General features: G+C 53.3%; 19 protein-coding genes. 15 read left to right on the top strand and 4 right to left on the bottom strand.

Annotated elements, in window-relative coordinates; all coding sequences use genetic code 11:
* Window positions 1-213: 213 nt before the first annotated feature.
* Window positions 214-375 carry a hypothetical protein gene (locus tag EYY67_RS24455; RefSeq protein WP_165497943.1) on the top strand — a complete coding sequence of 54 codons (162 nt, stop codon included), beginning with the start codon at window positions 214-216 and terminating at the stop codon, window positions 373-375.
* A 58-nt stretch (window positions 376-433) separates the two neighbouring features.
* The gene (locus tag EYY67_RS05010; protein ID WP_095922779.1) at window positions 434-1,648 is read left to right on the top strand and encodes a sugar efflux transporter; all 1,215 of its coding nucleotides are present in this window, start codon (window positions 434-436) and stop codon (window positions 1,646-1,648) included.
* On the opposite strand, the gene EYY67_RS05005 is transcribed toward EYY67_RS05010, so the two are convergent.
* Complete coding sequence (locus tag EYY67_RS05005; RefSeq protein ID WP_095922780.1) at window positions 1,645-1,899, bottom strand: YkgJ family cysteine cluster protein; 255 nt, start codon at window positions 1,897-1,899, stop codon at window positions 1,645-1,647. The genes EYY67_RS05010 and EYY67_RS05005 overlap by 4 nt on opposite strands.
* 244 nt (window positions 1,900-2,143) lie before the next feature.
* On the opposite strand from EYY67_RS05005, the gene yeiP reads away from it, so the two are divergent.
* On the top strand, window positions 2,144-2,716 hold the full coding sequence (gene yeiP / locus EYY67_RS05000) for an elongation factor P-like protein YeiP (RefSeq protein WP_095922781.1): 573 nt from the start codon (window positions 2,144-2,146) through the stop codon (window positions 2,714-2,716).
* A gap of 269 nt (window positions 2,717-2,985) precedes the next feature.
* On the top strand, window positions 2,986-4,455 hold the full coding sequence (locus EYY67_RS04995) for a mannitol dehydrogenase family protein (RefSeq protein WP_095922782.1): 1,470 nt from the start codon (window positions 2,986-2,988) through the stop codon (window positions 4,453-4,455).
* Between the two features lie 101 nt (window positions 4,456-4,556).
* Here EYY67_RS04995 and EYY67_RS04990 read toward each other — a convergent pair whose 3' ends face one another.
* Window positions 4,557-5,288, bottom strand: a complete 732-nt coding sequence (locus EYY67_RS04990) for an FCD domain-containing protein (RefSeq protein ID WP_119822544.1) — start codon at window positions 5,286-5,288, stop codon at window positions 4,557-4,559.
* A gap of 249 nt (window positions 5,289-5,537) precedes the next feature.
* On the bottom strand, window positions 5,538-5,849 hold the full coding sequence (locus EYY67_RS04985) for a hypothetical protein (RefSeq protein ID WP_119822545.1): 312 nt from the start codon (window positions 5,847-5,849) through the stop codon (window positions 5,538-5,540).
* 214 nt (window positions 5,850-6,063) lie between these two features.
* On the opposite strand from EYY67_RS04985, the gene EYY67_RS04980 reads away from it, so the two are divergent.
* The 8 genes from EYY67_RS04980 (at window position 6,064) to yejF (ending at window position 16,335) form a co-directional block, all read left to right on the top strand.
* Window positions 6,064-7,038 (top strand): CobW family GTP-binding protein, encoded by a 975-nt coding sequence (locus EYY67_RS04980; protein WP_119822546.1) that lies wholly within the window; start codon window positions 6,064-6,066, stop codon window positions 7,036-7,038.
* A 60-nt stretch (window positions 7,039-7,098) separates the two neighbouring features.
* Window positions 7,099-7,812 carry a phosphatase PAP2 family protein gene (locus EYY67_RS04975; RefSeq protein WP_095922786.1) on the top strand — a complete coding sequence of 238 codons (714 nt, stop codon included), beginning with the start codon at window positions 7,099-7,101 and terminating at the stop codon, window positions 7,810-7,812.
* Window positions 7,813-8,240: 428 nt separating this feature from the next.
* On the top strand, window positions 8,241-8,816 hold the full coding sequence (gene mepS / locus EYY67_RS04970; RefSeq protein WP_095922787.1) for a bifunctional murein DD-endopeptidase/murein LD-carboxypeptidase: 576 nt from the start codon (window positions 8,241-8,243) through the stop codon (window positions 8,814-8,816).
* A gap of 217 nt (window positions 8,817-9,033) precedes the next feature.
* Window positions 9,034-10,566, top strand: a complete 1,533-nt coding sequence (locus EYY67_RS04965) for a cyclic di-GMP phosphodiesterase (protein ID WP_242675571.1) — start codon at window positions 9,034-9,036, stop codon at window positions 10,564-10,566.
* A 197-nt stretch (window positions 10,567-10,763) separates the two neighbouring features.
* Window positions 10,764-12,569 (top strand): extracellular solute-binding protein, encoded by a 1,806-nt coding sequence (locus EYY67_RS04960; protein ID WP_131692971.1) that lies wholly within the window; start codon window positions 10,764-10,766, stop codon window positions 12,567-12,569.
* 10 nt (window positions 12,570-12,579) lie between these two features.
* Window positions 12,580-13,674, top strand: coding sequence for a microcin C ABC transporter permease YejB (yejB, locus tag EYY67_RS04955; protein WP_095922789.1), 1,095 nt, complete (start codon window positions 12,580-12,582; stop codon window positions 13,672-13,674).
* Window positions 13,674-14,726, top strand: coding sequence for an ABC transporter permease (locus EYY67_RS04950; protein WP_162928546.1), 1,053 nt, complete (start codon window positions 13,674-13,676; stop codon window positions 14,724-14,726). Before yejB ends, EYY67_RS04950 begins: the two co-directional genes overlap by 1 nt.
* Before the next feature lies 1 nt (window position 14,727).
* Window positions 14,728-16,335, top strand: coding sequence for a microcin C ABC transporter ATP-binding protein YejF (gene yejF / locus EYY67_RS04945; RefSeq protein ID WP_131692970.1), 1,608 nt, complete (start codon window positions 14,728-14,730; stop codon window positions 16,333-16,335).
* A 43-nt stretch (window positions 16,336-16,378) separates the two neighbouring features.
* Here yejF and EYY67_RS04940 read toward each other — a convergent pair whose 3' ends face one another.
* Window positions 16,379-16,723: a YejG family protein gene (locus tag EYY67_RS04940; protein WP_095922791.1), complete on the bottom strand. Its 345-nt coding sequence runs from the start codon at window positions 16,721-16,723 to the stop codon at window positions 16,379-16,381.
* A 681-nt stretch (window positions 16,724-17,404) separates the two neighbouring features.
* On the opposite strand from EYY67_RS04940, the gene EYY67_RS04935 reads away from it, so the two are divergent.
* From EYY67_RS04935 to EYY67_RS04925, 3 genes are read left to right on the top strand one after another with little or no spacing between them, the layout of a single operon-like run.
* On the top strand, window positions 17,405-18,022 hold the full coding sequence (locus tag EYY67_RS04935) for a sorbitol dehydrogenase family protein (protein ID WP_119822549.1): 618 nt from the start codon (window positions 17,405-17,407) through the stop codon (window positions 18,020-18,022).
* Window positions 18,022-19,677: a GMC family oxidoreductase gene (locus EYY67_RS04930; RefSeq protein WP_095922793.1), complete on the top strand. Its 1,656-nt coding sequence runs from the start codon at window positions 18,022-18,024 to the stop codon at window positions 19,675-19,677. The genes EYY67_RS04935 and EYY67_RS04930 overlap by 1 nt, the downstream gene beginning before the upstream one ends.
* Complete coding sequence (locus tag EYY67_RS04925) at window positions 19,674-21,077, top strand: cytochrome c (RefSeq protein ID WP_095922794.1); 1,404 nt, start codon at window positions 19,674-19,676, stop codon at window positions 21,075-21,077. Before EYY67_RS04930 ends, EYY67_RS04925 begins: the two co-directional genes overlap by 4 nt.
* Window positions 21,078-21,105 lie beyond the last annotated feature (28 nt).

The following is a 21,105-nucleotide window of genomic DNA, read 5'->3' as shown; positions in this document are numbered from 1 at the left end:
TTCAGCTTTACTGAGAAAAAAGGAGCGCCGTCAGATTTCAGGAGAAAAGCTGACAACGCTGAAACGTTTCAGGGAGTCTCAATCCGGCCTGTTTTTAAAGCAAGCTTTCCCTGATTTTGCGTAACAATTTTTTGATGCTACGCACAGTTTCCTTTCTAAGCGCTTTCTGAAACGAATAACTTAACGCAAATGCTGAAGTCAGGCTGACGGAAAATGCTGACGCAAGCTGACCGTCAGCGTCGTGGTTTTTACGGCGTGAATGAGCGACCCTCCGGTGGGTTGTTTTTGGCACAACGTGCGGTTTTATTATTCAGTATGGCAAATTCACTCGGGTTTACATTTTTGATGATCAAAACCTGTTTTTGTTTTTTTTAAACTGACGTAACATTCGCGCAAATTTTGTCCCCTTCCTTATCTCTGGTTCACTTAGCTAATGCGAATTTCTACAACGTCAGCCCGCCGTTTACCCGACATGACGTCAACGGCTTTTCTGATCATCGCCTTTCTTACCGGTATTGCAGGCGCCTTACAGACCCCGACGCTCAGCCTGTTTCTGACATCGCAGGTCCATGTCAGCCCGTTCATGGTCGGCATTTTCTTCACCGGCAGTGCCGTGATTGGCATTTTCGTCAGTCAGTTGCTGGCGACATGGTCAGATAAACGCGGCGATCGCAAAACGCTGATCCTGTATTGCTGCATTCTCGGCGCTCTGGCGTGCGTGCTTTTCGCCTTCAACCGCAACTACTTTATTCTGCTGTTCATCGGCGTGTTGCTGTCGAGTTTTGGCTCCACGGCGAACCCGCAGATGTTCGCGCTGGCACGGGAGCATTCCGAAAAAACCGGCCGTGAAGCCGTGATGTTCAGCTCTATTTTGCGTGCGCAGGTGTCACTCGCCTGGGTGGTGGGTCCGCCGCTGGCTTTCGCCCTTTCTATGGGCTTTGGCTTTACCTTTATGTATTGCGCCGCCACCCTGGCCTTCCTGCTGTGCGGGGTGATGGTGTGGATGTTCCTGCCTTCAATGCCTAAAGCGCACATCAAGACCACCGCCACGCTGGAAGCCCCCCGCCGTAACCGCCGCGATACGCTGATGCTGTTTATCGCGTGTTCCCTGATGTGGGCGGCGAACAGTATTTATCTGATCAATATGCCGTTGTATGTGGTGCGTGAGTTGGGCTTGCCGGAGAAACTGGCGGGCGTGCTGATGGGCAGTGCGGCTTGTCTGGAAATCCCCACCATGCTGATTGCCGGGTATCTGGCGAAGCAGTTGGGGAAACGCTTCCTGATGCGGTTTGCGGTAGTCGCAGGGGTGATTTTCTACGGTTGTATTCTGTTTACCACCGGCGCGGCCATGCTGATTGCTTTACAGCTGCTGAACGCGATTTTCATCGGCATTCTGGCCGGGATCGGCATGTTGTATTTTCAGGATCTGATGCCGGGTCAGGCCGGTGCGGCCACCACGCTGTTTACCAATTCAACGCGTGCGGGCTGGATCCTTGCCGGTTCGCTGGCGGGTGTGATTGCGCAGTTCTGGACTTATCATGCTGTGTTTTATGCCGCGCTGGCGATGGTGGTCGGTTCCGTGCTGTGTATCTGGAATGTGAAAAACGTCGATAAACCGGCGGAAGAAATTCCGGCTGCGGTGGTTTAAGGCGCGGTATCCGCTTCCAGCTTAATCAGGTACGTCAGGGCCTGGTCGCGATGGGTGAAACACATCTCGCGGCTGGCCTGCAGGCTGGCGCACACTTTCGGGCGCAGCGGTGAGGTGAAAATCTTACACAGGAAATTATCCGCCAGCTGAACACAGCGGGTATTCGCCGGTTTGCCGTCTGGCATCCCCGGGATCGGGCTGGAAATTGAAGGCGCGATGCAACAGGCTCCGCAATCGGTACGACAGTCCATCAACAGCCTCCTCAGGCCTCATTTTGAGGCGCGACAATAGCAGGCGGCGTTATGCGCCACCAGCGAAATATTTACTATCCTTTAACAGGCTATACCGAACATTTTTCACGCGGACAGAACAGGCGCAAAAAATGGGTCATAAAGCGGGTTTTCGCGACTCTTTTTACGCTATCCGCTTGCCTGAATTCAGCGGCGCGGGTAACGTGTCGCAAATTATTTATCTCTCTGCTGACAGGTTATTTATATGGCACGTGCTAACGAAATTAAACGCGGCTTCGTCGTGAACTACGACGGCAAATTGCTGCTGGTAAAAGACATCGATGTTCAAAGCCCAAGCGCCCGTGGTGCCAGCACCCTGTACAAAATGCGTTTCGCTGACGTACGCACTGGCGGCAAAGTGGAAGAACGCTTCAAAGGCGACGATATTCTCGATACCGTCAGCCTGACCCGTCGTAAAGTGAACTTCTCTTACGTCGATGGCGATGAGTACATCTTTATGGATGATGAGGACTTCACGCCGTACACCTTTAATAAGGCGCAGATCGAAGACGAACTGTTGTTCATCCCTGAGGAAGGTTTGCAGGGTATGCAGGTGCTGACACTGGACAGCCAGTTACTGGCGCTGGAAATGCCACAGACGGTGGATCTGGAAATCGTGGAAACGGCACCGGGCATCAAAGGCGCTTCCGCCAGCTCCCGAACCAAACCTGCGGTCATGGCTACCGGCCTGAGCATCCAGGTGCCTGAATACCTCAGCTCTGGCGATAAAATCCGCATTCATATCGCGGAACGTCGTTATATGGGCCGTGCGGATTAATCAGACCGCCCTGCTCTGCGAAAGGAACGCTCCGGCGTTCCTTTTTTATTGTCTGCTTTTTGCCATTAATTCCACAGACTGTGGATCTGCATCACAAAATGAGTGGCTGTCTGGACTTACCAATTCCCCTTTCTATCATATGACTTTACACTCTAAGCCCTGATTTCGGCTTAAATCGTCGCTTTATCCAGCATAAAATTCAACTGACGGGTAAACAGCCCCAATTTGGCCTGACCAATTACTAATTTCTGACTTGCCTGGAGTATTGCATGAAAACTATTGCCACAGCGTCCCTGCCTGCAGAAGTGTCATTGCCTGCTTATGATCGCGATGCACTGAAAAGCCGTATTGTTCACCTGGGATTCGGCGCTTTCCACCGCGCCCATCAGGCGTTGCTGACCAACCGCGTATTGAATCAGCAGGGCGGCGACTGGGGTATCTGCGAAATCAGCCTGTTTGGCAATGAAGCGTTGATCAAACAATTGCGCGAGCAAAACCATCTGTTCACCGTGCTGGAAAAAGGCGCAGACGGCAATCAGGCCATTATTATCGGTTCGGCGCACGAATCCGTGCACGGCGGCATTGACGGTCTGGATGCCGTGCTTGAAAAACTCACCGAACCGCAGGTGGCGATTGTCTCGCTGACCATTACCGAAAAAGGCTACTGCATTGAACCGGGCACTGGCGAACTGGATCTGCAGAACCCGAAAATTCAGCAGGATCTGGCGGGCGGACAAGCACCTTGCACCGCGCCGGGGGTGTTAGTAGAAGCACTGCGTTTGCGCCATGAGCGCGGTCTGCCGGGCTTTACTGTTTTATGCTGCGATAACATTCCGGAAAATGGTCTGGTGGTAAAAAATGCCGTGCTGGGCATGGCGAAAGCCCGTTCCGCCGAACTGACGGAATGGATCACCGGCAATGTCTCTTTCCCAAGCACCATGGTTGACCGCATTGTGCCTGCCGCGACGGAAAATACGCTGGAAGAAATCACCGAGGCGCTGGGTGGCGTGACAGATCCGTGCGGTATTGCCTGCGAACCCTTCATCCAGTGGGTGGTGGAAGATCATTTTGTTGCCGGTCGTCCTGACTGGGAAAAAGCCGGTGCGCAGATGGTGTCTGACGTTCTGCCTTTCGAGCAGATGAAACTGCGCATGCTGAACGGCAGCCACTCTTTCCTGGCCTACCTCGGCTATCTGGCGGGTTATCAGCACATTAACGACTGCATGGAAGATGCCAACTATAAAGCCGCGGCTCACCAGCTGATGCTGCATGAACAGGCACCGACGCTGAGCGTTGAAGGTGTCGATCTCAGCGCCTACGCCGACAGCCTGATTGCGCGTTACAGCAATCCGGCACTGAAACACCGCACCTGGCAAATCGCCATGGACGGTACGCAGAAACTTCCGCAACGTATGCTCGACTCCATCCGCTGGCACGTAAAAAATGGCGGTTCGTATGAACTGCTGGCGCTGGGCGTGGCTGGCTGGATGCGCTATGTCGGCGGCACCGACGATGCCGGTCAGGCTATCGAGATTAAAGACCCGATGGCAGACACGGTGGCGCAAATTGTGGCGTCAACGGAAGATGGCGAACCGCGCGTGAAAGCCCTGCTGGCGCTGAATGGCGTATTTGGCGAGCAGTTGCCGCAGGAAGAAAAAGTCGTGCAGGCGATCCTCAATGCTTATGCGGACCTGCAAAGGATCGGCGCGAAGAAAACCGTCGCGAAATATGTCGGTTAATTAAGCCCGACAGGTTATACGGAAAATAGAAAGCGGCTGCTCACAGGCAGCCGTTTTTTTATTAGCGTGGAAAATCACGGGGAAAATCAGCAGCGGAGAAATCAGTCGTTCAGTTCGGAAGGCACCGATGAAAAAAGGAATCCGTCAAAAGACGGGTCATCCGCGTCAGACACCTGCAACAGCATATCCTTCACATTTTCCAGATGCTGCCACATCGCCTGCTTGGCGGCTTTCGGATCCCGCCGCAGCACGGCCTGCAAGATGGTCTGGTGATCCTGCAACCAGATCTGGCTGTAATTTTTATCACCGACATGCTGATGAATTCCCAGCCACATCGGGCTGCGCTGACGGATCTGCCATAAATCATCCACCAGTTTAACCAGCACGCTGTTTTGAGACGCCTGCGCCAGCAGGGCATGAAACCGCTGATCCTCAGCGTCGTCCGATACGCCCCGCGCAATGCATTCCCGCTGAGCATCAATCGCATCACGCATTTGCAGAATATCGGTTTTGGTGGCCTGCATCGCCGCAAAGGCGGCCACTTCACTTTCCAGCAATTGCCGCGCCTGTAACAGTTCGAATGGCCCGTATCCGCTGTCCGCGCCTTCCGGCTGGCTGTTTTCCGGCTGATGCAGAACATACACACCGGAGCCTTTGCGCACCTCGACCACTTTTTCCAGCTCCAGCATAATGAGCGCTTCACGCACCACGCTGCGGCTCACCGAGTAAGACTCGGCAATATCACGTTCCGGCGGAAGACGATCGCCAGGGGCATATTTCCCGGCATGGATATCACGACGCAGATGGCCGCCAATTTCCTGATAAAGTCGCATAATGTTGCCCCTGTCTGTGACACGCACGCAATTGGTCCGACACCTGATTACGGGTTCTGATGCCTGAAATAAGAGAGGAAATTATAACATGTCGGCAGAAAGGGAAAGGACGGGAATAGAAAACTGACGGCCCGATCAAAATTGGGCCAGCCAGTTTGTGAAGTTGTCCGGCCACCTGTGGCGGGTGTTACGCCGCACCTAGCGTGACCGGCCTGAAACTTATCAGTCCTGTTAATCTTTTTCGTGAGCTTAGTTGTAGCTCACGGTCATGACGGCGAGATGAGGATTATTGTTGACCTGCTTCGTGGTGACATGTCCGAGTGACATCGGCAGCGAGAATGAGGAAGGATTATCCACACTCAGCGCATGCACCTGCCGCACCTGTTTCCCACCGTGGTCACAGTCGCTGATCACCTTGTTGCGCGCGGTATTGAAGTTACATCCTGCTTCAACAATCGAACCCGTAATATGAATTATTCCGCCTGAAGCGGCGGCATTGGCAAACTGAATCGTCCCTGAGGCCATGACTCCCAAAAACAGTAAGCAGGTTGTTCTGTTCATGGTGACACCTCATCATTGTTGTAAATTTTAAACTTCACGTAACCGCAATTTAACATTAATACATCTAATTAAATTTTCACGCTCTCCGGCAAAATATTTTGCCGTCGCGGCGGGCAGAAATAAGCAATCCATGTTATTCATCGGCACAATGCTGGATTTTCTTAATGAGTCGCTGCACATTGGCGGGTGAATTTTTCAAAAAGGATCGGCAACCATGACGAAAACCAACCTGATCACCGGCTTTCTGGGAAGCGGCAAAACCACGACGGTGCGCCATCTGCTGGCTCAGAAACCTGAAGGTGAGAAATGGGCCGTGCTGGTCAATGAATTCGGTGAAGTCGGAATTGACGGAGCATTGCTGGCCGACAGTGGCGCAGTCCTGAAAGAAATTCCCGGCGGTTGCATGTGTTGCGTGAATGGTTTGCCGATGCAGGTTGGTCTGAATATGTTACTGCAGCAGGCCAAACCTGACCGTCTGCTGATTGAACCCACCGGTCTCGGACATCCGAAACAGATCCTGTCTTTGTTAACCTCCGACGTTTACCGCAACTGGCTGACGCTGAACGCTACCCTGTGCCTGGTGGATGCGCGTCAGCTGAGCGATCAGCGGGTAACTGAAAACGAAAACTTCCGCGATCAGCTGGCGGCAGCTGACATTATTGTCGCCAATAAGTCGGATGTGGCTCAGCCCCAGGACAGGCAGAAACTGGAAGAGTGGTATCAACGTCAAGGTCGCGAGCGTCGTCTGGTGACAGCCTCACAGGGCGTGATTGATCCGGCCCTGCTCGATTTACCCCGCCTGAATCTTGCCGACTTACCGGAAGGGAAACATCATCATGCGCATGCGGCGAAACAGGGGCTGGCGGCACTGAGCCTGCCGGGGAATCAGCGCTGGCGTCGTGCCCTCAATCAGGCGGACGGTTACACCAGTTGTGGCTGGATATTTGATGGTGACACGCAATTTGATACCGCAGGCATTCTCGACTGGGCGCGGGCGGTGCCGGTTGACCGGGTGAAAGGCATTATTCGTATTAAAGAAGGCACGATACTGATTAACCGTCAGGGCAACGATTTGCATATCGAAACCAAACCGGTGGCGCCGTCAGACAGCCGGATTGAGCTGATTACTCAAAATGAGGCACAATGGAATACAATACAATCATCCTTGTTGAAGGTTCGTTTAGGTTAAACGGATTAAGTTAACGCTGAATAAATTATTCCTTATCCTGCTAAGAATAGGTCTTCCTTTATGTGGCGCCGAAATATTCCCGCAATCCTGATACTCAATGTATTGGGTGTTGCCTTGTTTTTATCTTTCTATCTGCCGGCGAATCATGGTTTCTGGTTCCCGATTGATAAATCGATTTTCTTCTTCTTTAACCAGCATCTGGCGACTGACGCCTGGTTCCTGCATCTCGTCGCAGTGACCAATAACCGGGCTTTTGACCTGATTTCGCTGCTGGCGATGGGATTGCTCTATCTGAGCTACTTCCTGAAGCAGGATACCGCCGGGCGCCGCCGCTATATTGTGATCGGCGTGGTGATGCTGCTCACCGCCGTGGTGCTGAACCAGCTCGGGCATTTGTTGCCTGTCAGCCATAAAAGCCCGTCGCTGAGCTTCCCTGGCGTAAACCGCGTGAGCGAACTGACCGGCATTCCGACAAAAGATGCCTCCAGTGACAGCTTCCCCGGTGACCACGGCATGATGCTGATTATTTTCTCGTGCTTTATGCTGCGCTACCTGAGCAAGTCTGCGTTTGCTATCGCCGTGCTCATCACCATTATCTTCTCGCTACCGCGTGTGATGATTGGCGCGCACTGGTTCACCGATATCGCGGTCGGATCGATGTCTGTCGTGCTGGTCGGTGCCAGCTGGTGGCTGATGACCCCCGCCAGCGATGCGCTGATTAACTGGCTGGAGAAAAAATTACCCGGCACCAAAAATCCTAAGACGCCGGTCTGATTTTTAGATATATACAGAAAAGTTATGGCCCGACAGATGTTGATGATCTGCCGGGCCTTTTTTTGAGAGGTTTCTCAGGGCGTCTGTGCTGTATTATGTGCCTGCAACCCGCTTGTGATGCGGTTTTAAGCCAAATAAGTATAAAAATCACCCATCATTTTTAACATGTTTACTTACATCACCTTACATCACAATTTCTTATAAAAAATCTCATAATACCTCTCGCAATCCCCTATTCATTACGGTACTCTCCAAAACGCCCGCACACAATTGTGGCAAAAACACCCGTGTTGAAGGAAAAAACGTGCTCTGACGCACATTTTACCCCAGAGGTGTTTGTCCACCGTGTGAGTGGCAGGTAGTCTCGCTTCGTTTGGCAATTTTAATAACGATTTCATCGTTAAGGACAGCAAGGGATAACAACAATAATGGTCAAGTCTCAACCGTTTCTGAGATATATCACGCGGATGATCCCCGCGATTGGCGCAGCAATTATTCTCTCTGCGTGTAGTGGTACACATTCTTCGAACACAGAAAACGCACAAACTGATATGCGTGCAGTAAATGGCAATGATGGCCTTCTACTGCAAGCCTCTCAGGATGAATTCGAAGCAATGGTTCGCAACGTCAACGTTAAATCCAAAATTATGGATCAGTACGCTGGCTGGAAAGGCGTTCGTTATCGGTTAGGCGGTGACAGCAAGCGTGGTATCGATTGCTCAGCCTTCGTTCAGGTAACATTCCGCGAACAATTTGGTATGGATTTACCTCGTTCAACCTATGAACAGGAAGAGAAAGGCAAGAAAGTTCAGCGCACGAAACTGCGTCCGGGCGATCTGGTTCTGTTCCGCGCAGGTTCCACGGGACGTCACGTCGGTATTTATTTAGGTAATGATCAGTTTGTTCATGCATCCACCAGCAACGGTGTGATGATTTCAAATCTGAAAGAATCCTACTGGAATGCGCGTTATCGTGAAGCAAGACGAGTTTTGGCTAACGGCTGAGTACGTTACCCTATGATTTAGTTCTTGTTGTCCTGTGCCAAGCGAATAAAAAAACGTCATCTTCGGATGGCGTTTTTTTATGCCCGTAATAAAGTGTATTTAGAGTCTGTTGTTTTTTTTACTGGGTTATACTTTTATTTCTTCGGCGAGAAAAAGGGCAAAACATATGGGTTTAAAAACGGCGCTCACACACACCGTATTACCCAAGCGCCGTTATTTGAAAAGAAGTGTCCTTTTCTCCGCCCTGTTTTTTATTTTATTTACCGCTGTCACTCTCACCGTCATTAAAACCAACACGCTTCGTGAACAAAATGAAATTGCGCAGCGCACCGCAAAGTTTACTTCCGACTATTTAGATCAGTTAACCGACACCATGCGGCGGATCGGACTGCTCACGGCAGAGTCCTGTGATTCCATTGCCGGGGAGTTAAACCGCGACGCGGCATTCAGTATCGGTGTGCGTGATTTTCAGCTGGTGCGCAACGGCATGGTCTTTTGCTCTTCGGCCTCAGGAAACCAGCATATTGCTGCCAACAGCTCGCTGCACGATATCGATTTCGACAAACCGATGAGTATTGATCTGCAAATGGGCACACCCGCCGTGCCTAACCGCGCGGTGATCATTGTGTGGCAGCGTAATCCCGGTGCTTCCGATGACGGTGTGATTGCCACGCTTGAACTCACCCTGTCACCCTACATGCTTTTTGCGCAGCCCGGTTCCGGCTACCGGGGTTTTGCCCTGCTGGTGGGGGATACCGCGCTGATTTCCTCGCAGGCCGGGCTGGTGCCTGTCAAAAATTTACCGCGCAGTCATTTTACCGAAGTCAAAATCGACAGTTATCCGTTTAATATCCGCCTCTACTCCCCTTCCCTGACCCGCGATAACGTACTTTTTACCCTCTCCGGCGGTCTGCTGCTCAGCCTGCTGGTATGCGCGCTGATTTATCACAGCCTGCTCAACCGCCACAATGTCGAACGTGAAATTCTGCGCGGACTGAAAAATAAAGAGTTCTTTGTCGAATACCAACCGGTGATCGACGCCAGAAACCTGAAAGTCATCGGCGTGGAAGCCTTGCTGCGCTGGCAGCATCCTATCGAGGGACGTATTCCGCCGGATGTCTTTATTGGCTACGCGGAAAATCAGGGGCTGATTGTCGAACTGACGCAGCACATGATGTCGATGGTGGCGGCGGATGCGCATAAATTACAGCATGCGTTTGCCGAAAAGGGAAAACTGAGCATCAACATTTCTCCTCATCATATGGGTAAAGTCAGTTTTCATGACGATGTGATGAATTTTATCGAAGCATTGCCGGAGAATGCGTTTCAGGTGGTGTTTGAAATCACCGAACGCGGCATGATTGATACCGAAGGGGCGCTGCGTGAATTTAACTGGCTGCGCCGCCATAAGATCGAAATCGCCATCGACGATTTTGGCACCGGCCACAGCGCGCTGATTTATCTTGAGAAGTTTACCCTGGATTATCTGAAAATTGACCGCGGCTTCGTGATGTCGATTGATCAGAAAACCCTGATCGCACCGGTGCTGGACACTGTTCTTAAACTCACGGAAGAGCTGAAGCTGAAAACCGTGGCGGAAGGCGTCGAGACGGAGACGCAGGCGGAATATCTGCGCAATCACGGGGTGACCTATTTGCAGGGATATCTGTACAGTAAGCCGTTGGGCGTGCCCGAACTGCTGGACTTTATCCGCGATTTCAATGAGAAAGAAGCCACCTGGCAGATTTGACCTGCATCAGCCCCGCACCTTTTGTTCCATTTTTCTCTTAGGCGTCTGCATCCGGTTGTGATAAAAAGGCCGAAATCAGGGGCGGGATCTAAGATTTGCAGGTTACAACATCTTAGCTTTCAATTGATTAATACCGGACATTCGGCTGCGGCCCTGTCCGACTCATGCTGTCGTCATCACAGGAGTGGAGATTCAGGATGTTTTCCCGTGCGTTCGCCGTTGTGCTCTGTCTGCTGAGTTTCAGCACACAGGCTGAAGTCATACAGGACAGTTATGCGTTCGCCATTTTGGGCGAGCCTAAGTACGTCTCTAACTTCACCAGTTTTGACTATGTGAATCCGGCTGCCCCGAAAGGCGGACAGATCACGCTGGCAGCAATCGGCACGTATGACAACTTCAACCGCTTCGCGACCCGTGGCAATCCGGCCGCACGCAGCGGTTCGCTTTACGACAGCCTGTTCACCACCTCCAGCGATGAAATCGGCAGCTACTACCCGCTGATCGCCGATTCTGCCCGCTATGACAGCCAGTACCGCTGGGTTGAAGTGGATATTAATCCCCGCGCACGATTCAACGACAACACGCCGATTACCGCCAGCGACGTGGCGTTCTCCTTCAAAAAATTCATGACCGAAGGCGTGCCGCAGTTCCGCGTGGTCTATAAAGGCGTGGAAGTGAAAGCCATTTCACGACTGACGGTACGCATGGTACTGCCGAAACCGGATAAAGACATGATGCTCGGCCTGCTCGGTTTACCGATTTTGCCGCAGACATTCTGGGAAAAGCATAAATTCAACGAACCGCTGAGTACGCCGCCGCCGGGCAGCGGGCCTTACCGCATCAGCGATTACAAACTGGGTCAGTACGTCACCTATTCGCGGGTCACGGATTACTGGGCGGCCAATCTGCCGGTCAACCGGGGACGCTATAATTTCGACACCATCCGCTACGATTATTACCTCGACGATAACGTCGCGCTGGAAGCATTCAAATCTGGCGCATTCGATTTCCGCATGGAGTCCTCGCCGAAAAACTGGGCGACGCAATATCAGGGCGGTAATTTCAGCAAAAACTTTATCGTCAAAGCTGACGAGGAAAATCAGGCGGCACAGGACACCCGCTGGCTGGCATTTAATATCCATCGCCCGCAGTTTGCCGACCGTAAGGTGCGTGAAGCCATCACGCTGGCCTTTGATTTTGACTGGATGAACAAGGCGCTGTATTTCGGCGCATACCAGCGCGTGAACAGCTATTTTCAGAATACGGAATATGCGGCAACAGATTATCCCAACTCTGCCGAACTGGCGTGGCTGGGGCCGCTGAAAGGCAAGGTTCCGCCGGAAGTCTTCACCACGTTGTATCAGCCTCCCGCTTCGGACGGCAGCGGTAACGACCGGACGAATTTACTAAAAGCCACCGCTTTGCTGAAAGAAGCGGGCTGGGAAATCAAAAATCAGGTGCTGGTGAACAGCAAAACCGGCAAGCCGTTGACCTTTGAACTGCTGCTGCCAAGCGGGGGTAACTCGCAGTATGTTCTGCCGTTCCAGCATAATTTACAGCGGCTTGGCATTAAGATGTCGATCCGTGAGGTGGACAACTCCCAGTTTGTCCGCCGTATGCGCCAGCGTGATTACGATATGCTGCCGACCGTTTACCCCGCCACTTCGTACCCCAGCAGTGATTTACGCATTTACTGGAACACCCGGTATCTCGATTCCACTTACAACAAATCCGGTGTCAGCGATCCGGCCATTGATAAGCTGACCGATGAAATTGCCGCGAATCAGGGCAAACCTGAGGCGCTGTTGTCGCTGGGCCATGCGCTCGACCGCGTGCTGACCTGGAACATGCTGATGATCCCGATGTGGTACACCCACCACGAACGCTATGCCTATTGGGATAAATTCTCGATGCCCGCGGTCACGCCGTCTAATGGTATGGAACTCGATACCTGGTGGTATGACATGAACCGCGCAGCCCGCTTACCTGCGCAACGTCGCTGAGGAGCACATTGTGGCCGCCTATCTGTTAAGACGACTGCTGCTGGTGATCCCGACATTATGGGCGATCATCACCATTAACTTTTTTATCGTGCAGATCGCCCCCGGCGGTCCTGTGGATCAGGCCATCGCGGCGATAGAAATGGGACAATCCGGCGGCTTACCCGGTGCGGGAGGCGGCAGCGGAAATGGCAAGGCGTCTCCGGGACTGGCGCAGTTCAGTGAAGGCCAGTACCGTGGCGCACGCGGTCTGGATCCGGAAGTCATTGCGGAAATCACCCACCGCTTCGGTTTCGATAAACCCCTGCATGAACGCTATTTTGAGATGTTATCGAACTACGTTCGCTTTGATTTCGGCGACAGTCTGTTCCGCGGTTCTTCCGTGATGGGGCTGGTGAAAAGTGCCTTGCCGGTGTCGGTTACCCTCGGCTTATGGAGCACACTGATAATCTATCTGGTGTCGATCCCGCTTGGGATCCGCAAAGCCGTCCGCAACGGCTCGAAATTCGATACCTGGAGCAGTTCGGTGATTATCGTCGGCTACGCCGTGCCCTCTTTTTTGTTCGCCATCTTACTGATCGTGCTGTTTACCGGCGGCAACTACCTCGACTGGTTCCCGCTGCGTGGTCTCACCTCACCGAATTTTGATACGTTACCCTGGTATGGCAAAGTGACCGATTACCTCTGGCACATTACGTTGCCGGTGCTGGCGACGGTCATCGGCGGGTTCGCCACGCTGACGATGCTGACCAAAAACTCGTTTATGGATGAAGTCGGTAAGCAATATGTGGTGACTGCACGCGCCAAGGGGCTGAACGAGAAACAGATTTTGTACCGCCACGTTTTCCGCAACGCCATGCTGCTGGTGATCGCCGGTTTTCCGGCCACCTTTATCAGCATGTTTTTCACCGGTTCCTTACTGATTGAAGTGATGTTCTCCTTGCAGGGGCTGGGGTTGCTGGGCTACGACGCGATCGTGCAGCGCGATTTCCCGGTCATTTTCGGCACGCTGTACGTCTTTACCCTGATCGGTTTACTGCTGAATATCATCAGTGACCTCACTTACACGCTGGTTGACCCGCGTATCGATTTTGAGGGCCGCCACTGATGAGCGTGAGTCTCTTTAAGCTGAACATCGTCAATCAGGCGCGCTGGGCGCGTTTTTGCCAGAACCGGCGGGGCTTCTGGTCACTGTGGATATTCATGGCGATGCTGATTCTTGTATTGTTATCCAATGTGCTGGCCAATGATAAACCGCTGCTGGCACGCTATCAGGGACATCTGTACGTGCCCTTTATGGTGAATTACAGCGAAACCACGTTTGGCGGAGAACTGGAAACCCCGACCGATTATCAGGATCCCTTTGTCCTGCGCCAGATTGAAGACCACGGCTGGGCAGTGTGGGCACCGATCCGCAGCAGTTACCACTCCATCAATTTTTCCACCACGCAGCCCTTCCCTTCGCCGCCTTCCACGCAGAACTGGCTGGGCACCGACAGCAACGGTCACGACGTGCTGGCGCAGATCCTCTATGGCCTGCGCATTTCACTGTTCTTCGGGATTTTATTGACCGTGCTGACCTCGGTGATGGGCATTATGGTCGGGGCCACGCAGGGTTATTACGGCGGGCTGACCGACCTGCTGGGGCAACGCTTTATTGAGGTCTGGTCGAGTATCCCGACCCTGTTTTTAATCATCATTTTGGCCAGCGTGGTGCAGCCGAATTTCTGGTGGCTGCTGCTGATAACCGTACTTTCCGGCTGGATGACGCTGGTCAGCGTAGTGCGCGCGGAATTCCTGCGCACCCGTAATTTCGATTATATCCGCGCTGCACAGGCGATGGGCGTCAGTGACCGCGCCATTATGTGGCGACATATGTTGCCGAATGCAATGGTTGCGACCCTGACCTATCTGCCGTTTATCCTTTGTGGCTCCATCACCACCCTGACGTCGCTGGATTTCCTCGGCTTCGGTCTGCCGCTGGGTTCTCCGTCGCTGGGTACGCTGCTGATGGAAGGCAAGAATAATTTGCAGGCGCCCTGGCTTGGGATCAGTGCGTTCGTGGTGCTGGCCACCCTGCTGTCATTGCTGATTTTCATTGGTGAAGCGGTTCGCGACGCCTTCAATCCGTCCGCACACCACAACAGTGAGGCACTCTGACATGACAGACGCCGCGTTATTGCAGATCAGAAACCTCAGCGTCGCTTTCCGTCAGGGGAACGAACAGCGCGAAGTGGTCAGCGACGTGTCGCTGAATATCCATGCGGGAGAAACGCTGGCGCTGGTCGGCGAATCCGGTTCCGGTAAAAGCGTCACCGCACTGTCGGTATTGCGCCTGCTGCCCTCTTCCGTGGTCTGGCCGCAGGGCGATATCCTTTTTGCCGGGCAGTCGCTGCTGAAGGCCGACGCCATGACATTGCGGCAGATCCGCGGCAATCAGATTTCGATGATCTTTCAGGAACCGATGGTGTCGCTCAATCCGCTGCATACCATTGAAAAACAGCTGACCGAAGTGCTGACGCTGCACCGCAATCTGCGCGGAGAAGCAGCGCGCGGCGAAATTCTCCGCTGTCTGGACCGCGTGGGTATCCGTCAGGCCGCCTCGCGTCTGCGGGATTTTCCGCATCAGCTTTCCGGCGGTGAACGGCAGCGCGTGATGATTGCGATGGCGGTGCTGACGCGGCCAAAATTGCTGATTGCTGACGAACCGACCACCGCGCTGGACGTCTCCGTTCAGGCGCAGATTTTATCGCTGCTTGCCGAACTCAGGCAGGAAATGGGCATGGCGATGCTGTTTATCACCCATAACCTGCGCATTGTGCGCCGTCTGGCGGACACCGTGGCGGTAATGCAACACGGACGCGTTGTTGAGCAGCAACCGCGCAGCACGCTGTTCAGCCAGCCTCAGCATCCCTACACCCGCCAGCTGTTACTGGCCGAACCTCAGGGACGCCCACAGCCGCTGAATGGCGAACAGCCCGTTCTGCTGGAGGTGAAAAATCTGGATGTCGGTTTTCCGGTCCGGCGTGGCCTGTTGCGCCGCACGGTCAGCATCAAACATGCGGTGAATCAGGTCAGTTTTCAGCTGCGTCGCGGAGAAAGTCTCGGCGTGGTGGGCGAATCCGGTTCCGGCAAAAGCACCACCGGGCTGGCACTCCTGCGTCTGATGAAGTCACAGGGCGAAATCTGGTTTGACGGCCAGCCGCTGCATACGTTCTCCCGCAAGAAAATGCTGCCGTTCCGCAGCCGGATCCAGGTGGTGTTTCAGGATCCCTTCTCGGCACTGAATCCGCGTTTTACCGTCGGGCAGATTATTGCCGAGGGGTTGTTAGTGCACCGCAACGTGAGTGAACAGGAACGCGACGCAGAAGTGATCCGCGCGATGCAGGAAGTGGGGTTAGATCCGCAGTCCCGCCACCGTTACCCGACCGAGTTTTCCGGCGGCCAGCGCCAGCGTATTGCGATTGCCCGCGCACTGATCCTCCAGCCGGAAATGCTGATCCTTGATGAACCCACATCGTCCCTGGATAAGTCGGTACAGGCGCAAATCCTGACCATTTTGAGTGAATTACAGCAACGCCACGGCCTGACCTATCTGTTTATCAGCCATGATTTGCATGTGGTGCGGGCGTTGTGCCATCAGTTGTTAGTGTTACGCAACGGGGAAGTGGTGGAACAGGGAGATTGCGAGCAGATTTTTACCGCGCCGCAGCAGGCTTACACCCGCGAATTGCTGGCCGCGTCAGATGCTTTCGATACGACATCCTGATACACAGGATCAACGCGCCTGAAGGAGTGACAATTCAGGCGTGTCAGAAAGGATAAAGTGCGGTGACAGATTCCGCGATCGCCGCGCCGATGTTTTTCAGGCAGCACAAGGTGGCGCTTTCATCTTCACGATGCACGAACAGACAAGGCTCACCGTCAATTTCAACAATCGCCGCTTTTACCTGAATATCTTCTAAGGCATCGGTCAGCTGATGCATCACCTGCCAGGCGAATTCGCCCTCATGGCTGAGCAGTTTCAGGCCGATCAGATTGTTATCTTCCTCGTTACCCGGCAGCGGAATCGGTTCAACTTTGATACCCGCAAACCCTGATAACCAGCGATAACTTTGCGGCAAACGATGTACTACCGAAAGTTGGATATTATTCACGTGGTTCCCCAGACAATGATTCATTCAAATCATTTACACGATATTTTTACAAAATGGCTACAACCGCACTGTTTAAGTTATAGCCGACAGGCTGAGCTTTGCCCACATTCCGTTCAAATAATTAACATTAAATTAACGTCACCGGATACAAAACGGCAGACCACCGTCATTTTTATCTCTGCTCTCACCTGTTCTGCGAGGCAGATCTCATTTTGGCTTATTTGTAACCTTTTCCGTGTTGATTCACAACCATTTTAATCAATTGACGCTACTTTTAATTGCTTATTTGTTTACATTTTATATACAAATAGAAAGCTTTGGAAACTCAGGTAAATCTCACAAAACTCTTATTATCAATAAGATAGTGAATTTTTACCTCAGCGGGTCGTTCAGTCACTCTGTTAATTTCAGTCTGAAATGAACCGGTTGGTTACAATTTTTACCGCCGCGCATCATACGTTAAATTGCGGATCTAATGTTAATAAATCCGCACAATTTGTTTGCACAAATCCCTCTTCTTTGGCTTATCATCCGCACCGTTATAAGTGGTATACCCTATCGCGACACACATCGGCAGAAACTAACCCGCTGATAAATCTCGCATTACGCAAATTATAATAAGAATCAGATACGCGAATTCACTGCCGTTTGGCAAAACAACCCAATCCCAGCGAGAAAGAGATGGAAAACGATCCTTCAATCATTGGAAGCAATACACCCGAAAATGGAACCGGTTTCAGTCGTCGTGAACTGCTGAAAGGACTGACGTCCGCCATGGTGGCCACCACCCTGCTCGGCTTCCCGTTCCTCAGCCAGGCGGAGAAAGAAACCGCTGCTCAGGATCCGGTCATTTTCGGTCAGTTCTATCTGGTTTCACAGGCCATCACTGAGCATAAAAATATCAGCGAAGGGACTTCCGCCCAGATTTTCAACGCCTTTTACCGCTCTCAACCCGACTTCCCTGCGCAGGTCAGCAAACTGCACGCGCTGGTGAAACCAGGTCAGGCGGCAAAAGATTTGCAGGAAGTGGCGAAACAAAATGGTCTGGGTGAACTGGTGACCGCCATCGTCACCGCCTGGTATACCGGCACGGTCGGGCATGGAACCGATTCCATTCTTATCTCCTATAAAGACGCGCTGATGTATCGCCCGGTCAGTGACGGCCTGATTGTGCCGACTTACTGCGGCAACGGTCCGCTGTATTTCACCGCTGCGCCGCCTGCTGCCGCGATGCCTGAATCCATGAACGCCGATCGTTTTACCAATCCTTCTGAAACAAATGTTGTGAGCAAAGCCTGATGAAAAAACCAGAATTTACTGCAGACGGCGATGCGTCTGCTGATGTGATTGTTGTCGGTTCCGGCGTTGTAGGCGGCATGATTGCCGATCAACTGGTCAGTCAGGGACATTCTGTTCTGGTGCTTGAAGCCGGGTTGCGTATTGAACGTGCTCAGGCGGTGGAAAACTGGCGCAACATGCCGTTTGAAAACCGTGCCGGTTCGGATTTCCAGGGGCTTTACCCGCAGTCCAAAAACGCGCCTGCGCCGCTGTACTTCCCGGAAAATAACTACGTCCATCTGACCGGACCGAGCGCCAGCAGCTTCAAACAGGGTTACCTGCGCACTGTGGGCGGCACCACCTGGCACTGGGCGGCTTCCTGCTGGCGTCATGTTCCTAACGATTTCAAAATGAAAACCCTGTATGGCGTGGGACGTGACTGGCCGATTTCTTACGATGAGCTGGAACCTTATTATTGCCGCGCTGAGGAAGAAATCGGCGTAGCGGGTCCGAACGATCCGGAACTGCAATCCCCTTCTGAACGCAGCAAACCCTATCCGATGGAACAGGTCCCTTACGGTTACGGCGACACCCGTTTCGCTGAAATCGTTAACCCGCACGGTTACCGCTCCGTACCGATCCCCCAGGGCCGCAGTACCCGTCCGTGGAACGGCCGTCCGACCTGTTGTGGCAACAACAACTGCCAGCCGATCTGCCCGATTGGCGCGATGTATAACGGCATTGCCCACGTGGAACGCGCGGAGAACAAAGGTGCGGTCGTGCTGGCTGAAGCGGTGGTCTACAAAATTGACACCGACGAGAACAACAACGTGACCGCCGTTCACTGGCTGGACAGTGAGAAGAAATCGCACAAAGCCACGGGTAAAGTGTTCGCGCTGGCCTGTAATGGCATCGAAACGCCGCGTCTGCTGCTGATGGCGGCCAACGACAAGAACCCGAACGGTATCGCCAACTCTTCTGATCACGTTGGCCGTAACATGATGGACCACTCCGGTTTCCACTGTACGTTCATTGCCAAAGAACCGCTGTGGATCGGTCGTGGTCCGGCACAAAGCAGCTGTCTGGTGGGGCCGCGCGACGGCGATTTCCGCAAAGATTATTCTGCCAACAAAATGATCCTCAACAACATCAGCCGTGTGATCCCGGCCACCTCAAAAGCCTTGCAGATGGGGCTGGTGGGTAAAGAGCTGGATGAAGAGATCCGCCGTCGTTCAATCTTCGGTGTGGATTTGTCCATCAGCCTCGAACCGCTGCCGGATCCGAATAACCGCCTGACGCTGAGCACCACCCGTAAAGATCCCCACGGACTGCCGTGCCCGGACATTCATTACGACGTCGGCGATTACGTGCGTAAAGGCGCAGAAGCCGCGCACAAGCAGCTGGAGCACATCGGTTCCCTGTTTATGGCGGAAGAATTCAATATCACCACCAGCCTGAATGCCAACAACCACATCATGGGCGGCACCATCATGGGCAGCGATCCGAAAGATTCGGTGGTGAACGGCAACTGTCGTGCGCATGACCACGCTAACCTGTGGTTACCGGGCGGCGGCGCGATCCCGTCTTCCAGCGTGGTAAACAGTACGCTGACCATGGCCGCTCTCGGCCTGAAAGCAGCCGATGATATGGCGAAAAAACTGGCAGGTGCCGCATGAAAAAACTTCTCACCGCCTGCCTGTTAAGCGCATCCCTTAGCGGAATGGCTTTTGCTGCCGATAATCAGGCAGAACTGATCCGTCAGGGTCAGGAAGTGGCGACCGCCGCTGACTGTCAGGCTTGTCATACCGCCCCGGAAGGCGGCAAACCTTTTGCCGGGGGTTATGAAATTCACTCGCCGATGGGCACGATTTATACCACTAACATCACGCCATCGAAGCAGTCTGGTATCGGCAATTACACCGAAGCGCAGTTCATCCGCGCGGTACGTGAAGGGGTTCGACCTGACGGTGCCAATCTGTATCCGGCCATGCCTTACACCTCTTACAGCCATATGAGCGATGCCGACATGCACGCGCTGTATGTCTATTTCCAGCAAGGGGTGAAACCGGTTGAGCAGCCGAATGTGGAAACCGCCCTGCCGTTCCCGTTCAACATGCGTATCGCCATGGCGGGCTGGAACATGATGTACCTCGACAGCACGCCGTTTAAGCCGGATCCGTCGAAAAGTGAGCAATGGAATCGCGGCGCTTATCTGGTGAACGGTGCCGGTCACTGTGATACCTGCCATACCCCCCGTAACCTGATGATGGGGTCGGTGACGGATAAACCGCTGGCAGGGGGCATGGTCGGGCCGTGGTATGCGCCGAATATCAGTTCAGATCCGGTCAGCGGTATCGGCAACTGGTCGCAGGCGCAACTGGTGGAATACCTGAAAACCGGCCGTACCGCCGGGAAAAATCAGGCAGCAGGCGGCATGGCGGAAGCGGTACAGAACAGTCTGCAATACATGTCTGACAGCGATCTGAACGCGATTGCCTTCTACCTGAAAAACAGCACGCCGGTTCGCGACCCGCGTGATACGCAGGCGGCGGATACCTTTGGCAAACCAGTCAATGTGGAAGAAGGTTTACGCGGCGCACATCCGTTTAACGCCAATAAAACTATCGACAACGGTGCTGCACTGTTCAGCGGCTATTGCGCCAGTTGCCACCAGCCGGATGGCTCAGGCAGCGAAAATCAGGCTTATCCGTCACTGTTTAACAACACCGCCACCGGCATGGGCAACGCCTCTAACCTGATTTCTGCCATTCTGTACGGCGTGGATCGTCAGGTCGGTGACCATCACGTGCTGATGCCGAAATTCGGCGTGGGATCCTATGTCGGTCAGTTAGACGACCAGCAAATTGCCGACATCTCCAACTACGTGCTGAAAAACTACGGCAACGCCGGTGTGCAGGTCAGCGCGCAGGATGTGGCGGTGTTACGGGCAGGCGGTCCGGTGACATTGCTGGCAAAATTGCAACCGTTCATGGCACCGGCGATGGTGGCTGGCGTAATTGTTCTGCTGGTGCTGATTTTCTGGCTTGGCCGGAAACGCAAAACCAAAGCGGCGTAATCCGTACACTGACATGCAAAACGGCCCA

Origin of the sequence: Rahnella victoriana, assembly GCF_004330295.1 — a bacterium.
GTDB classification, from domain to species: Bacteria; Pseudomonadota; Gammaproteobacteria; order Enterobacterales; family Enterobacteriaceae; genus Rahnella; species Rahnella victoriana.
Note: the sequence above shows the minus strand (reverse complement) of the source record. Positions and strands in the feature narration are given on the sequence as shown.

Coding starts and splice junctions, on each gene's coding strand:
- EYY67_RS04950 (WP_162928546.1), top strand. CDS start 13,674: ATGAGCGTGAGTCTCTTTAAGCTGAACATCGTCAATCAGGCGCGCTGG.
- EYY67_RS04935 (WP_119822549.1), top strand. CDS start 17,405: ATGGAAAACGATCCTTCAATCATTGGAAGCAATACACCCGAAAATGGA.
- EYY67_RS04980 (WP_119822546.1), top strand. CDS start 6,064: ATGACGAAAACCAACCTGATCACCGGCTTTCTGGGAAGCGGCAAAACC.
- EYY67_RS24455 (WP_165497943.1), top strand. CDS start 214: ATGCTGACGCAAGCTGACCGTCAGCGTCGTGGTTTTTACGGCGTGAAT.
- EYY67_RS04925 (WP_095922794.1), top strand. CDS start 19,674: ATGAAAAAACTTCTCACCGCCTGCCTGTTAAGCGCATCCCTTAGCGGA.
- EYY67_RS04960 (WP_131692971.1), top strand. CDS start 10,764: ATGTTTTCCCGTGCGTTCGCCGTTGTGCTCTGTCTGCTGAGTTTCAGC.
- EYY67_RS04930 (WP_095922793.1), top strand. CDS start 18,022: ATGAAAAAACCAGAATTTACTGCAGACGGCGATGCGTCTGCTGATGTG.
- yejF (WP_131692970.1), top strand. CDS start 14,728: ATGACAGACGCCGCGTTATTGCAGATCAGAAACCTCAGCGTCGCTTTC.
- EYY67_RS05005 (WP_095922780.1), bottom strand. CDS start 1,899: ATGGACTGTCGTACCGATTGCGGAGCCTGTTGCATCGCGCCTTCAATT.
- EYY67_RS04990 (WP_119822544.1), bottom strand. CDS start 5,288: ATGCGACTTTATCAGGAAATTGGCGGCCATCTGCGTCGTGATATCCAT.
- yeiP (WP_095922781.1), top strand. CDS start 2,144: ATGGCACGTGCTAACGAAATTAAACGCGGCTTCGTCGTGAACTACGAC.
- EYY67_RS05010 (WP_095922779.1), top strand. CDS start 434: ATGCGAATTTCTACAACGTCAGCCCGCCGTTTACCCGACATGACGTCA.
- EYY67_RS04985 (WP_119822545.1), bottom strand. CDS start 5,849: ATGAACAGAACAACCTGCTTACTGTTTTTGGGAGTCATGGCCTCAGGG.
- EYY67_RS04995 (WP_095922782.1), top strand. CDS start 2,986: ATGAAAACTATTGCCACAGCGTCCCTGCCTGCAGAAGTGTCATTGCCT.
- EYY67_RS04975 (WP_095922786.1), top strand. CDS start 7,099: ATGTGGCGCCGAAATATTCCCGCAATCCTGATACTCAATGTATTGGGT.
- mepS (WP_095922787.1), top strand. CDS start 8,241: ATGGTCAAGTCTCAACCGTTTCTGAGATATATCACGCGGATGATCCCC.